The 13,874-nt window shown below is 64.7% G+C and carries 14 protein-coding genes; 6 read left to right on the forward strand and 8 right to left on the reverse strand.

From position 1 onward, the window contains the following. The first annotated feature begins 70 nt into the window (after positions 1-70). Positions 71-1,009, forward strand: coding sequence for a FecR domain-containing protein (locus FMZ75_RS13355; RefSeq protein ID WP_166143451.1), 939 nt, complete (start codon positions 71-73; stop codon positions 1,007-1,009). A gap of 127 nt (positions 1,010-1,136) precedes the next feature. Further along, positions 1,137-3,851, forward strand: a complete 2,715-nt coding sequence (locus FMZ75_RS13360; protein ID WP_246659887.1) for a TonB-dependent receptor — start codon at positions 1,137-1,139, stop codon at positions 3,849-3,851. Positions 3,852-3,876: 25 nt separating this feature from the next. On the opposite strand, the gene FMZ75_RS13365 is transcribed toward FMZ75_RS13360, so the two are convergent. Together FMZ75_RS13365 and modA are read right to left on the reverse strand one after the other, a co-directional pair. Next, the gene (locus tag FMZ75_RS13365) at positions 3,877-5,400 is read right to left on the reverse strand and encodes a TldD/PmbA family protein (RefSeq protein ID WP_166143453.1); all 1,524 of its coding nucleotides are present in this window, start codon (positions 5,398-5,400) and stop codon (positions 3,877-3,879) included. An 87-nt stretch (positions 5,401-5,487) separates the two neighbouring features. Then, complete coding sequence (gene modA / locus FMZ75_RS13370) at positions 5,488-6,294, reverse strand: molybdate ABC transporter substrate-binding protein (RefSeq protein WP_108916926.1); 807 nt, start codon at positions 6,292-6,294, stop codon at positions 5,488-5,490. A 284-nt stretch (positions 6,295-6,578) separates the two neighbouring features. Between modA and FMZ75_RS13375 the strand changes: the two genes are divergently transcribed. Both FMZ75_RS13375 and FMZ75_RS13380 read left to right on the forward strand, forming a co-directional pair. Continuing rightward, positions 6,579-7,457, forward strand: a complete 879-nt coding sequence (locus FMZ75_RS13375) for a helix-turn-helix transcriptional regulator (protein WP_166143455.1) — start codon at positions 6,579-6,581, stop codon at positions 7,455-7,457. A gap of 66 nt (positions 7,458-7,523) precedes the next feature. Further along, entirely contained in the window at positions 7,524-7,946 is a 423-nt protein-coding gene (locus FMZ75_RS13380; protein ID WP_166143457.1) for a group III truncated hemoglobin, read from the forward strand. A 22-nt stretch (positions 7,947-7,968) separates the two neighbouring features. On the opposite strand, the gene FMZ75_RS13385 is transcribed toward FMZ75_RS13380, so the two are convergent. Continuing rightward, complete coding sequence (locus FMZ75_RS13385; protein ID WP_108916929.1) at positions 7,969-8,811, reverse strand: hypothetical protein; 843 nt, start codon at positions 8,809-8,811, stop codon at positions 7,969-7,971. Between the two features lie 283 nt (positions 8,812-9,094). On the opposite strand from FMZ75_RS13385, the gene FMZ75_RS21345 reads away from it, so the two are divergent. Both FMZ75_RS21345 and FMZ75_RS13395 read left to right on the forward strand, forming a co-directional pair. After that, a complete protein-coding gene (locus FMZ75_RS21345) occupies positions 9,095-9,412 on the forward strand; it encodes a hypothetical protein (RefSeq protein WP_207783436.1) in 318 nt (105 codons plus the stop codon). A 135-nt stretch (positions 9,413-9,547) separates the two neighbouring features. Next, on the forward strand, positions 9,548-10,036 hold the full coding sequence (locus FMZ75_RS13395; RefSeq protein WP_166143459.1) for a TOBE domain-containing protein: 489 nt from the start codon (positions 9,548-9,550) through the stop codon (positions 10,034-10,036). Here the strand turns inward: FMZ75_RS13395 and FMZ75_RS13400 are convergent. The 5 genes from FMZ75_RS13400 to FMZ75_RS13420 all read right to left on the reverse strand — a co-directional run bounded on the left by FMZ75_RS13400 (position 9,951) and on the right by FMZ75_RS13420 (position 13,828). Beyond that, complete coding sequence (locus tag FMZ75_RS13400; protein ID WP_166143461.1) at positions 9,951-10,367, reverse strand: winged helix-turn-helix domain-containing protein; 417 nt, start codon at positions 10,365-10,367, stop codon at positions 9,951-9,953. The two genes, FMZ75_RS13395 and FMZ75_RS13400, sit on opposite strands and share 86 nt — an antisense overlap. 88 nt (positions 10,368-10,455) lie before the next feature. Then, complete coding sequence (locus FMZ75_RS13405; RefSeq protein WP_166143463.1) at positions 10,456-11,325, reverse strand: xanthine dehydrogenase; 870 nt, start codon at positions 11,323-11,325, stop codon at positions 10,456-10,458. 168 nt (positions 11,326-11,493) lie between these two features. Then, positions 11,494-11,829, reverse strand: coding sequence for a cupin domain-containing protein (locus FMZ75_RS13410; RefSeq protein WP_108916933.1), 336 nt, complete (start codon positions 11,827-11,829; stop codon positions 11,494-11,496). Positions 11,830-11,874: 45 nt separating this feature from the next. Further along, positions 11,875-13,059, reverse strand: coding sequence for a site-specific DNA-methyltransferase (locus tag FMZ75_RS13415; protein WP_305075991.1), 1,185 nt, complete (start codon positions 13,057-13,059; stop codon positions 11,875-11,877). A 142-nt stretch (positions 13,060-13,201) separates the two neighbouring features. After that, on the reverse strand, positions 13,202-13,828 hold the full coding sequence (locus FMZ75_RS13420; RefSeq protein ID WP_166143467.1) for a ribonuclease HII: 627 nt from the start codon (positions 13,826-13,828) through the stop codon (positions 13,202-13,204). Between the last annotated feature and the right edge of the window lie 46 nt (positions 13,829-13,874).

Below are 13,874 nucleotides of genomic sequence, written 5' to 3' on the forward strand. Positions count from 1 at the left end.
AGGTTCCGCCTCGCGCCGGGGCCGCGTCATCTATACTGTCGCGCGCGGCGCCTCGAGGACGGATGGAGAGATGACCGGGCATAAGGCGAGAGAACCCGCGCCGGACGAAGCCGGGGACGCCGCGATCGAATGGTTCGTGCGCATGCGCGAGGGGAGGCTCTCGGCGCAGGAGACGGCCGCCTTCGAGGCTTGGCGCGCCGCGCCGGCCAATGCCGCGGCCTTCGACGAGGTGCTCCATATGTACGGCCATCTCGCCGGCATGAGCCCCGCCCGCCGCACGCCGCCGGCGCCGCGCGCCACGCGCGGGATGCGGGCGGCGGCCCTCGCCTTCGCGGCGGCGGTCGCGGTCTTCGCCTCTTACGATGAAATCGCCCTGCGGCTGGAAGCCGACCACTTCACCGGCGTCGGCGAGAAGCGTCTGGTGACGCTGGACGACGGCTCGCATGTGCTGCTCGACTCGCGCTCCGCCATCGCTTCGCGCTATTCGGCTGGCGAGCGGCGGCTCCGGCTGCTCTCGGGCGAAGCCTGGTTCGATGTGGCGCCGGACGCTTCGCGCCCATTCGTGGTCGAAGCCGGCGACGGCCGCGTGACCGCGCTCGGCACCGCCTTCGATGTGGCGCTGGAAAAAAGCGGCGCGCGCGTCACTGTGACGGAGCACCGCGTCGGCGTCGCCAACGGCGGCAAGACCATGATCGTCGAAGAGGGTCAGCAGACCGCCTTCGAGCGCGACGCGCCGGCGCGCGCGCCGGAGGCGGTCGAAATCGACACGGCCACCGCCTGGCGGCGCGGCAAGCTCATCGTCAATCGGCAGCCGCTCGGCGATGTGCTCGCGGCGCTCGGCCGCTATCATCGCGGCTATATTTATTGCGTCGACCGCGCGATCTGCGCCCGCCGCATCTCCGGCGTCTTCGGCGCGCAGGAGAACGCCCTGCAATCCTTGGCGGAGATAGAGGCGTCGCTCGGCCTGCGCGCCATCCATGTCACCAGCTATCTGATCCTGCTGTATTGAATTCGAACGCTCGATCGGCGCGCGAATTTTTTCGAGCGTAGGAGGTTCCGCTTTTTCCGCCTGCCGCGTCCTGTTCCCGAGAGCCCGAACTCTATGGCGGGCGTTACGACGGCGGGACGAAATGGCCATGGCGAGGAAGAAGTCGGTCGGCGAGGGCGTGAATATGAGTTCGACGGCGATCGCCTTGGCGCTGAGCGCCATGACGCTCGGGGCCGAGGCTCCGGTGACGAGCGCGCAGGCCTCCATCTCGCCGCAGGAGCGCGACGGGACGCTGCGCGACTACCGCATTCCCGCCGGAGCCATGGAGACCGCTCTCAATTCTTTCGCCGATCGCAGCGGCCTGCACATCGTCTTCGACGTGCGCCTCACCGACGCCATGAAAACGCGCGGCGTTTCCGGCGCCTATTCGGTGCGCGAAGGGCTCGACCGGCTGCTCTCCGGCAGCGGCCTCTCCTATCGCCTGTCGGAGAACGGGCGCTCCGTCTCCATCATCCTCGCGCAGGCCGCGCGCGGAACCATGACCGACGCCAGCGGCGCCGAGTTGCCGCCGATCGACATAGGCGCCGAACAAAAGCGCGCGAGCGGCTCCTCCAATGCGCCGGGTTTCGACGCCGAACGCGCCAAGGAGCCGATCTACCGCGATCCGCCCGGGCAGACGGTGACGAAGGTCGATCACAAATTCCTCGAATCGACGCCGATGTATTCGTTGCAGGAGATGCTGCAATATAGTCCGGGCGTCGCCGTTCAGTCCGGCAATCTCTCTCGCGAGCTGAACATCTCCATTCGTGGCTCCGGCAGCCGATATGGCGTCGGCTATCCGCTCGGCGTTCGCAACATAATGATGTATGAGGACGGCTTTCCGATTGTGACCGCGGACGGCACGGGTCGCTCCGACATTCTCGATCCACACGCCTTTCGCGGCGTCGACGTCTATCGCGGCCCCTCTTCCGCGCTGTTCGGCAATTACGCCTTCGGCGGCGCGCTGAATTTCCGCACCTTCTCCGGCGCCGATATCGACGGTCTCGAGACCGGATCAGAATTCGGAAGCTTCGGCTATATCAACAATTACATCCGCGCCGGCAAAGCCTTCTCCACAAAGGAGGCGGGCGATTTCGACATTTCCTTGTTCGCCTCCGACGCGCGCGGCGACGGCTATCTGGCGCGCAATGGATATGAGATGGATCAGGCGAAAATTCTCGCGAAATGGTCCCCGACGCCGAACGACCGCTTCACGTTGAAATTCAGCTTCAACGACAGCTTCTCCAGCTTCATGAACAGGCTGTCGCAGAACGCCTATTACCTCAATCCCTTCGGCAAGAATTACGGATGCCAATTCCCGACCGCGCTCAATGCGGCGGTGTGCAATAATCTGAACGTTCCCGGCAATGGAATTTCCTCCGCCTCGACGCGGCAGAGTGTCTGGCAGCTCGGCTCGCATTATCATGGCGTGCGCGAGATCGCCGGCTTTCGCTACGAGCATGATTTCGACAACGCTACGACCTGGCGCTCGCAATTCACCTTCGACTATTTCGATTTCATCAACGGGACCTGGCCGCCCAATAGGATCGCGCAAGGCGGGCCGATCGGCATAAGAGGGCCGTCGGTCGGCATCAGCGCCTCGACCGACATAACGAGCCGCGGCGTTTTGTTCGGCCTGCCGGCGACGCATTATCTCGGCTTCTTCTACGACAATGTGAAAATCACCAACCCGCTCTACAATCAGATTCCCAATGTCTGGAACTATGGCGCGACCGGCGCGCAGGTCGGCAAGATCGACACTTATCAGTCGAACATCAGCCTCAGAGCGCGCGAGGAGATCGCGCTGACGCCGGCGCTCACGGCGGCGGTCGGCTTCAGCACGAATTGGAATCGCGTGTGGGGCGTCAACAGCGTCTATAATTACGGGGCGAATGGAACATGGTCCTCGCCGCCGCAAGCTCTCGCCGTCGACAATGATTATTGGAACACGGCGCCGGAGGCCTCGCTCACCTACCGCCACAGCCCGGAATGGCAGTTCCGCGCGCGCTACGCGGCCGGCTATGGCACGCCCTCTTTCATGTTCCTCACCACGACGCCCAATGGCGCCGGCAATAACTCATCGCTTCAGGCGCAAACCAACATGGGCGTCGACGTCGGCGTCGATTGGACGCCGAGCCGCGACGTCACGGTGAGCCTGACCGGCTTCCACGAATGGTTCCGCAACGAGATCCTCACGCAGTCGAACGGTCTCGTAAGCTTCCAGACCAATGTCCCGGCCTCGATCCATCGCGGCGTCGAGGCCAATGTGGACTGGCGTCCGTTCGACGGCTGGCGGCTCATCGCCGCTTACACCTTCAACGATCAAATCTTCACTGATTTTCAGGATTATCTGACCGGAGACATCAACTTCCTCACCGGCCAACCCAAAACCAAGGTCTATTACAATCGTTCGGGCAATAAGATCCCCAATGTCGCGCCGCACACGCTGACAACGCGCGTCGGATATGATCAGCCGACGGGCGATTTCAAAGGCCTCGGCGCCTATGTCGAATATGTGTTCCGCTCGGCCTACACGATCGACAACGCCAATCTCACCAGCATTCCGAGCTCCGGCGTCGTGAACGTCAATCTCCATTACAACCGCGACATCGCCGACTCCTTCGTGAAAAACATGGAGGTGTTCTTCGACATCAAAAACATTTTCGATCGGACCTATGTCGGAGGCTCCTTCGTGATGACGAATTCGCTCGTCGCGGGGACAACCATTCAGACGCCGGCGGCCTTCCTCCTGACTGGGCAAGGCGCGGGCATAATGGCTGGACAGCCGCGAGCGTTCACGGGAGGCGTGAAGTTCAAATTCTAAAGCCAGGCTCCCCACGCGCGAGGAATCATCCTTCGCGCGCGGTGTTCAGCACGGTCACGCCGCGGAAGCGCGCCGCCGGCGCGCCATGCGACACGGGCGCGAGCTGCATCGGCTCCGCCTTGCCGCAAGTGAACGTGCCGCAGAGCCGATAGGTGGAGGCGTCGCCGAGTCCGTCGAGCGAATTCCAGAACGAAACCGTGCGGCCCTGATAGGCGGCGTCGCGCACCGGCTCGCCGAGCTTTCCGTCCCTTATCTCGTAGAACATCTGCCCGCCGAATTGGAAATTGTCGCGCTGCTGATCGATGCTCCAGCTTCCCGCGCCGACGATATAGAGCCCCTTCTCGACGCCGCCGATCAGCTGCTCGAGCGCGCAGGCTTCAGGATTGGGCGCCAGCGAGATATTGGGCATTCGCTGAATGGGAAAGGCGGTCGGGTCGTCCGCATAGGCGCAGCCATTGGAGCGCTCGGCGCCGATGAGATGCGCCTGGCCCATCGCCATTTGATAATTGCGGAACACGCCTTCGGAGACGATCTCGAATTCGGCGCATTCGCGCGGCGCGCCATCATCGTCGAAAGCGATGCTGGCGAGCCCGCCTTCCTGCGAGCGATCGGCTTTGATCGTCATCAGCTCGCTGCCGAAGCGCAGATTGTTCAGCATATGCGGCTTGACGAAAGAGGTGCCGGCGAAATTCGCCTCCCAGCCGAGCGCGCGATCGAGCTCGGTGGAATGGCCGACGGTCTCGTGAATGGTGAGCCAGAGATTGGTGGGGTCGATGACGACATCCGTCACGCCCGCCTCGACGGGCTTGGCGTAGAGCTTTTGGCGCGCATCCTCGACGGCCTGCCGCGCCTCGCCGAGAAGATCGCAAGAGAGCGCATAGTCCCAGCCGGCGGCGCGCGCCGGCGCGAGGCTCTCGCGCGTCGCGAAGCGGCCGGAGGCCTTGTCGATCAGCGTGACCTCGAAAGAAGGCTGCGTGCGCGTGCGCGATTGGAAGATGCGGCTGCCGCGGCTGTCGGCGAAGAGCCGCTCCTCGGTGGCGAAAGAAAAGGACGAGACGCAATAATCCGCGCCCGCCGCCAGCGCTGCGGCGTTGATGGCGACGAGGCGCTCGACCTTCGACGTAGCGTCGACCGCGAAAGGATCGACGCCGACCGGCATGATCCATTCGGCGACATGCGGCTGCGTCTCCTCGAGACGCACAGGCGCGACGCGAATGGGCGCGACGGCGCGGGCGTTGTGAATGGCGCGCTCCACCGCGGCGTCCAGGGCGGCCGGCTCCAGCGAGCGCGCGCCATAGAAGCCCCAGCAGCCGTCGACGAGCACACGCAGGCCGAAGCCCGGGTCGGCGCTCTCGAAGAACTCGTCGAGCCGCTCCTCCTTGGCCTGGACGAATTGGCGGCGCGTTTCGCCGATGCGTATGTCGGCATAGGCGGCGCCCGCCCGCAGAGCGGCGGCGAGCGCCCGCTCGGCGAGAGCGGCGAGACGGCCGCGATCGAGGCGACACGGCGCCCCCCGGCGAATCGACAAGAAATCTTGCGCTACGGTCATGGGTCCCTCGCCGCCCGAGGATAACCTCGCGGCGGCGGCGAGGGAAAGGCGAAAGCGCCGATGACGCCCTCGACCTGTTTTTTTGCGTCAATGCAAAACGGAGAAGCCCTGCTTCTTATAGGAACCGGCGGCTTCCGGGCCCTTCAGAAAGGCGAAGAATTTCGCTGCGGATTCGCTCGTCGAAGAGGCGGTCATCGCGAAAGGATAGACGATCGGCGGGTGGCTCGAGGCCGGGAATGTGGCGACGACCGTGGTCTTCGGCTCCGAATTCGCATCTGTCAGATAGACGATGCCGAGCGGAACCTCGTCGCGAGCGACGAAGAGCAGAGCGGCGCGCACATTCTCCGCAAAAGCGAAGCGCGGCTCGAGATCTTCCCAAAGCTTGAGCTGCTGCAAGGCCGCCTTGGCGTATTTGCCGACCGGCACCGAGGCCGGGTCGCCGGTGGTGATGCGGCCGCTTTCGCCGAGCGCGCCGAGCAGCGAGGCCTTGTCCAGCGCGAGCTTCTTTATGTTGGCGATCTTCGGCGCGACCAGCACGAGGCTGTTGCCGAGGAGATTGGTGCGCGTGCCTTCCTTCAACAGGCCGCGCGAGGAGAGATAATCGGCGGAAGCGACATCGGCCGAGATGAAAATATCCGCCGGCGCGCCCGATTCGATCTGCTTGGCCAGCGGCAGAGAGGCCGCATAGCTGATCGACACTTCGACGCCCGTCTTCTTCTTGAAGGTCGCGGCCGCCTCGTCGAGCGCATTTTTCAAGCTCGCGGCGGCGAATACGGTGACTGTCTTGGCGCCGCTCGCCTTGTCGGCGCTCGCCGCCGGAGCCTCGGCGCGGACTTGCGGAATATTCAGCGACAGAAAAGCGGCGACGAGCGCCAGACTTGCCATTTTGACCATGAGAACGTCTCCGATGATCGGCCCGATGTGTGAGCCTGACCGTAGTTATGCATATATTTTGCCTAACGGAGAGTCTTTTGCATAATTTCGCATGAAAAAGCAGATCCAGAATCGCGAGGACCAGGCGGAGGGAGCGGCGTTCGCGCGGCGGCGGCTTCGATCACAAAGCCCTGCGTTTCGCTCGGACAGCTCGAATCGGAGGCCGGATCGCGGCGGCTCGGCTCGCGCGATTGTCGGCGGCCGGATGACATGTTATTTTTCCGCATCTCGGGAAAAAACACACAATGTCTGAATTTCTCACGACGCGCGAACTCGCCGCCCTTTTGCGCGTCAAGGAGCGCAAGGTCTATGATCTCGCCGCGGAAGGCGCGCTGCCGGTCCGCCGCGTTACCGGGAAGCTGCTGTTTCCACGAGCGGAAATCGAAGAGTGGCTGACCGCGGGCGCGAGCGGCCGAATGGCGCGCGCCGAGGCCGCGACGCGTCCGCTCGTCGTCGCCGGCGGCCATGATCCGCTGCTCGAATGGGCGTTGCGCGAATCGCGCTGTGGCGTCGCCGCCCTGCTGGATGGCGCGCTGGACGGGCTGGAGCGCGCCGCTGCGGGCGGCTGCATCGCCGCCGGCCTGCATATTCCCGAAGACGATGGCGGCTGGAATATCGAGACCGCCGCCAAGCGACTGGCCGGCGAGCCGGTGGTGGTCATAGAATGGGCGAAGCGCCGCCGCGGGCTGATGTATCGCAAGGGGCTTCCCCGACGAATCGCCGAGCTCGCCGACGCGCGCGACCTCTCCTTTCAATCGCGCCAGCCGGAGGCCGGCAGCGAGCTCATCCTCTCCGTCTTGCTCGAGCGCGCCGGAATGAAGCGCGAGCACCTGCGACTCGTTCCCGCAGTGGAGCGCTCGGAGACCGACCTCGCCTCGGCCATCGCCGCAGGCCGCGCCGACATCGGCCTCGGCCTCGAGGCCTCCGCCCGCCAATTCGGCCTCGATTTCGCGCCGCAGATCGTCGAGCGCTTCGATCTCGTGGTCTGGCGCAAGGCCTATTTCGATCCGCCCTGGCAGACGCTCATGCGCTTTTGCGCGAGCGAGGCGTTTTCGGAACGCGCCGCGCAGCTCGGCGGCTATGACGTCTCGCAATTCGGAGCCGTGCGCTACAACGCCGATTAGCGCCGCCGAAGCGGATGCGCGCCGGCGCCCGCCTTGCTGTATCACATAGGGAACAGGAGGACAGACATGTCAGCATCCACCGTCTCGACCGCCGACGCCGATCACACAGCGATCGAAGCCGCGATCGCAACCTGCGTTCGCTCCTTTTATGACAAGGGCCTCGCCGATCCGCTGCTCGGCCCCATCTTCGGCGCGATCCCGGAGCTCGACCAGCATCTCGACGTCATCGCCGCCTTCTGGTCGAAATCGCTGCTCGGCACCGAGCGCTATCAGGGCCATCCTTTCGCGGTTCACATAAATCTGCCGGTCGAGCCCGAGCATTTCGCCCGCTGGCTGGAGTTGTTCACGCAATCGGTGCGCGAGAACCTGCCCTCCGAGCAGGCGGAGCAGGCCGTCGCCAAAGCGACACATATGTCGCAATGTTTCCAGGGCGGGCTGTTTCCCTTCACAGGCGCGGATGGCAAGCCCTCGCGGCTGCCGCCGCGCTGAGGCGAGCGCGCCGGCGCGGCCTTCAGATCGAGAGGCCGCCGCCGCCTTCGAGAAAAGCGTCCCAGGAAAAGGGCGTCCAACCTTCCGCCTGCATCTCGATCGCGAAAGAAACGCCGCGGGCGATGAGCCGATTGCGCGCGCTCATGCCGGCGACCTGCGCCCCGCTGGAGGCGGCGATATCGGCGAGCGGCGTGCCGACGGCCACCGCCCGGCCCTGCTTGACGATGCCGCGAATGCGGCCGCCATAGGGAGCGGGAACCGGAACGCCGTCGATCGCGCCGAAAGCTTCGCCGGCCTCGACGACATTGCCGATATCCTTGAACATTTTGAACAGTCCGGCGATCGGCGCGCGCACCGGCTCGGCGTCCGGCGGGTCCGCCTCGCAGCTCGGCCCGGGCCCCTCGTCGGGGCGCCTTATCGCGCCGGGATCCTTGCCATAGCCGTCTATTGCGAGATCGCAATTCTCGCCGGGGATCGATCCGGGGGCCACGCCAATGGTGAGGCCGGCGAGATTTTTGATGGAGAACGGCTCCTTGCGCGGCGTCATCTCGGCGTCGACGACGACTTCCCAGGGCCATCGCTCCAATATTTCATTGAGCGGATGCGTCAGCACCGGAACGAACATGCGGCTTCGCAGGCCGAGCATGAATTCGGCGACGAGATCGGCGCGGCGCGCCTCCACCCCCTCGAGCACGCTGGAACCGTCGAACCAGGCGTCCGCGAAGGTCATCTTGCGGCGGAGATCCGGCGGCGGCGCCGCCTCGTGGAGAGCCACGATATGATCGGCGAGGAACAGCTCACGCGCGATGGCTGAGGCCGTTTCGCCGATGCCGAGAACGAGAACGCAGGAATGTCTGTCGGACATGACGGCTCACTTCGGCTGAGGTGATACGGATTTTTGAGACTAGCAAGAATCTGGCCCTTCGCGCGGAAAGGGCGCCGATCGCGCGACGTCGGCGTTCGCGAGGCTCGTAGCGAGGGTGACCTTATGCCGCAGGCGAAGACGCGCCAGCTTGGAAGCTTTGCAATATATTCTGGTATACGGCTCGCATAGAAAGGAGCGCCTCGGAACGAGACGTCGGCTCGCCGATCCGTCGAAGCCCGGGAAACAGAGAGCGCCGCGCAACACGGCGAAGATGGAGGACGATGTGCAACCGAATGTTTCTTCAGAGGTCTCGACGGAAGTCGGCCATGTCGCGATTGTTCCCCCGGCTGCCGAGCCGGCGGAAAAGGACGTCTCCGTCGCGACCGCGGTCGGCGACAACGTTATAATCATGGTGCGTTTCCGCCCCGATACGACCGTCTGGGAAATCAATGGCCTTCCCGCCCATCTCGACAAGCAGGCCTGGTTCAAGCTGCTGTGCGAGCGCGCCGGCTCCAAATTCGAGACGCGCGCCGGCGGCCGCGGCTATTTCCGCCTGACGCGCGTGGAATATGAGGCGATCGCCGCCCGCAATCCGAACTGAGCATTCGAAACGGACGCCGCCGCGCGGCGTCCGTATCCCGGCGAAAAAGCCGCCGGATCGCGCATTTTCATCGCTAAAACGCGCATTTCCCCCATAAAATATGAGATTGGCGTATTTCTCGCTAGTTCGGCGATCATGCTGGACAAGAAGACGCCGCTCTTTGCGCAGACCCACGATTACGTATCGATCTTCCCGGCGCGCGTGCTGCGGCACGAGCCGGACGTCGGCCTTTCCACGCTGTTTTTCGCCGGCGGCGAATTGCGCGTGCCCTTGGTCGACGCCGCCGTCGGAGCCGCGATCGAGGTGGAGATCGACGCCCTCGACGTCTCCCTCGCCCTTTCGCGGCCGATGGATGTCTCCATCCTCAATCGCCTGCCGGCCGAGATCGTCGAGCTGGATTTTCTGCCGCCGCCCTTCACGCGCGCGAGCCTGTCGCTCGGCGGCACCCGCATAGACGCGCTGATCACCCATGAATCGGTGGAGCGCCTGGCGCTGGTCGAGGGACTCTCGGCCTGGGCCATGATCAAGGCTGTCGCGATCAGCGGCCGGACGCTCGATCCCGACGAGGCTCCGTTTCCGCGTCACTGGCCGTCTTCTGATAGGACCAATCGAGCGCGCCGATGATCTCGTCCAAGGTGCGCTTGGCCGAATTGGCGGCATGGCGCTCGATCGAGCGATAGACGCTCACCAGCCGCTCGCCGAAGGGCGTGATCTCCGCCCCGCCCTCGCGTCGTCCTGGAAACGTCGCCACCACCGGACTTTCGAAAGTGCGGTTGAGCGCATCCACCGACAGCCAGCATTTGCGATAGGACACGCCGAGCGCGCGGCTCGCCCCGATGATCGATCGCTCCTTACGCAACGCGTCGATCAGTTCGAGGTCCGTCGGAGCGAGAACTCCGCCATTGGGCAGCTTCAAAATCACGCCGACCTGCGGCGCATCCGCGTCTGTTCGCATCGTCCCGGGCCTCCTTAAGACGCCGCGATCTGTATCGAACAAAATATAGCTGAAATACGACGCCGCTGTCACATACGGGACAGGATTGTCAGTGGGCGACGAAGGGCCCCTCGATCCGCGTCGCATTCTGCTTGGCGAGTTCGATGCGGATCGCCCGGCTGACGCCGCTCGCGACCAGCGCCGAACGCTCGTCTATGCCGGTCCATTTGGCCGAGCGGCCGCGCGGATCGATCTCGAGCAATTTGACCCCGGCGGGAATATGCAGCCCGTCGCGGACGACGCCGCGCAGCACGCCGTCGAGCGGCGCGGTCACCGGCTCGCCGTTCAAATGGCCGACGACGAAATCCTTGAACACGCGGACGCCGATATCGACGGCGGAATGCCACAGGCCCGGCTTTTGGGAATAGGCGAAGCGCTCCTCGCCGACATCGCCGAGACGATTGGGGACATGGTCCGCCGGCTCGGTGGCCCCCTCCTGGATAATGAGGCCCGCCTGCGCAGGCTTGGTCTCGATCGCAATGTCGCAATTGCGGCCGACGGCGAAATTGGGCCCGAGGCCGACCGCCACTTTGGCCAAATGGCGCAGATCGGGCGTGGCCCGATATTTCTGCATCCGCGCGTCGACCAGCGCATGGGCCGTCCGAATGGCCACGAGATCGTGGAACTGCAGCGGCGTCACGGCGACCTTGGTCGTGTAGTCGAGAATTTCGACGAGTTCGATCGTCGAATCGGCGCGTTCGGCCTCTACCTCTTCGAGCGTGATGCGCTCGCCATAGAGGCAGTCGTTGAACGCCATCTGGCGGCGGATGACCGGCGGAAACGCATCATGGCTGAGCACGCAGGCCCAGCCGATCCGATTCATATGCACGGCGACCGCCGAGGCGATCTCATTCGTTCCTAAAATGACGGCCAGCGGTCGTTTCCGCCGCGGCGTCGCAATTTCGTGTCGAGGGCGCATCGCTCACTCCTGATCTGGGCAGTCGGAAGCAAGCGGCGCGCCAGCGCTAAGGCGGATATATTATTATTATTTTTCAATATGATAAAAAAATTCACAGCGCCCGATCACGCGACGCACCTATATTGTAGCGTATATAACAGTGGCGGTTTCCGACCGTTTGTCGGGCGCTCAGGCGCCGTCGGCGCGAAAATGTGCGGCGAGCCAGACGGTCGGCAGCGTCGCATCGGTCCATTCGACGCGATGGCGGCGATGCGCGGGGATTTCGAGATAATCGCCGGGCGCGAGGGTCAGAACCTCGTCGCGATCGGCGAATCGAAGACCGGCGGAGCCAGCGAGCAGGATCACCCATTCGGCCTCCTCCTGATCGTGCCAGAAGCCGGGCGGACTGGCCTGGCCGAAGGAGACGATTCGCTCGAGGCGGACGCCCGGCGCGGCGAGCAAAGGCAGAAACTGCTCCTGCTCCGCCTTTTCCGGCAGATCGACGAAAATATTCCCGAGGCGCATGTGACCTCCGCTGCGGGCGTTGGTCCGCGCATCGCCGCGATGCGACTATTCCGCGGCGTCGCGCAGACGTGCGCGCGCCACCGCGCGCAATTCGTCGATCGGCGCGAGACCGGCGCCGGATTCGAAATGCCAGAAGGTCCAGCCGTTGCAGGCCGGCAGGCCCTGAACCAGCGCTCCGGTCTTATGGATCGAGCCGACGATCGGGCCGATCGCCAAAGCGCCGTCGGCGCGCACGACGGCCTTGTGGCGCCCCTTGGCGTCGGTGAGCGTCACGCCGGGGGCGACGAGCCCCGCCTCGACGACGCTGGCGAAAGCGATGCGCGGCTCATTGCGTTTGGAGGGCGCCGGCGCCACCGCCTCGGCCGGAAGCGGCGTGATCGCCGCAATTCGCGCCCGCGCCGCCTCGGCATAGGTCTGCTCGCGCTCTATGCCGAGATAATCGCGGCCGAGCAGCCGAGCGACCGCCCCGGTCGTGCCGGAGCCGAAGAAGGGATCGAGCACGAGATCGCCGGGATTGGAAGCGGCGAGCATGATCCGGGCGAGGAGAGCCTCGGGCTTTTGCGTCGGATGCGTCTTGCGGCCGGCCGAATCCTTGAGGCGTTCTCCGCCCGAGCAGATGGGCAGCAGCCAGTCCGAGCGCATCTGGCAATCCTCGTTGCCGGCCTTCAGCGCCTCGTAATGGAAGGTGTAATTGCGCGCCGAAGCGTCGCGCGCCGCCCAGATCAGCGTCTCATGCGCATTGGTGAAGCGACGGCCGCGGAAATTGGGCATGGGATTGTTCTTCCGCCAGACGATGTCGTTCAATATCCAGAACCCGAGGTCCTGCATGATCGCGCCGACGCGGAATATATTGTGATAGGAGCCGATGACGAAAATAGTGGCGCTCGGCTTCATCGCCCACCGCGCCGCCGCCAGCCAGTCGCGGGTGAAGGCGTCATAGGCGGCGAAATCGGCGAATTTGTCCCAATCGTCGTCGACCGCGTCGACGACGCTCTGATCCGGCCGGGTGAGCCGGCTGGCGAGCTGGAGATTATAGGGCGGGTCGGCGAAGACGAGATCGACGCTCGCCTCCGGCAGGCCGAGCATCGCCTCGACGCTGTCGCCGACGACCACCTCGTTACGCGACATCGCGCGCTTCGGCGCGCGAGGCGACCCGAAATTCGACATCCCAGTACGCGAGACCTTTATCTGGGACTTGGGGCGGGCCGCCCCGACGCGCGCGCTACTCATGGACAATCACCGGCTACGCAACCAACGCTGCGAACAATGCCCGATCGCGGTAAAAGCCGGGTTTAGAGAGCCCGTGCGCGGCTGTCTCTTTTCCGCACGCCTTCGTTAAGAAATCGCAAGTTCACCAGTTATTTACGAAGTATCATGACACGCCGGCGCCGCCGAGGCGCGGCTCCCGCAGCGGCGCGAAGCTCATGCGATGGAAGGGCGTCGGGCCATGTATGCGCAGGGCTGCGAGATGCTCCGCCGTGCCATAGCCTGCGTTGGTCTCGAATCCGTAATGGGGATAGAGCGCGGCGAGCCGGCGCATCTGGCGGTCGCGCGCGACTTTGGCGACGATCGACGCCGCCGCGATAGAAAGCGACAGCGCGTCTCCTTTGACGATCGCCTCGCCCGGGCAAGCGAGCTTCGGCAAATCGCGGCCGTCGACGAGGACGTAATTGGGCGTGACATGCAGCGCCGCCACCGCCCGCGCCATGGCGAGCAGCGTCGCCCGGCGGATGTTCAGCCGGTCGATCTCCTCTACGCTGGCGAAAGCGACGCCGATCGCCAGCGCGCTCGCGGCGATGCGCTCGAAGGCCGCCTCCCGCGCCTTGGCCGACAGCGCCTTCGAATCGTCGATCCCCTCCGGCAGGCGGCGTGGATCGAGAATCACCGCCGCCGCCGCGACCGGTCCCGCGAGCGGGCCGCGTCCGACCTCGTCGACGCCGGCGACCGGCCGAGCGCCGTCGCGCAGAATGCGCGTTTCGGTGAGAAAATGTGGGGGCATATGCGCTCGGCTCGGTCGAAAAGGGGGCGGCTGAAAAAAACACAGC

This window comes from Methylosinus sp. RM1 (assembly GCF_011378635.1).
In the GTDB taxonomy this organism is placed as follows: Bacteria; Pseudomonadota; Alphaproteobacteria; order Rhizobiales; family Beijerinckiaceae; genus Methylosinus; species Methylosinus sporium.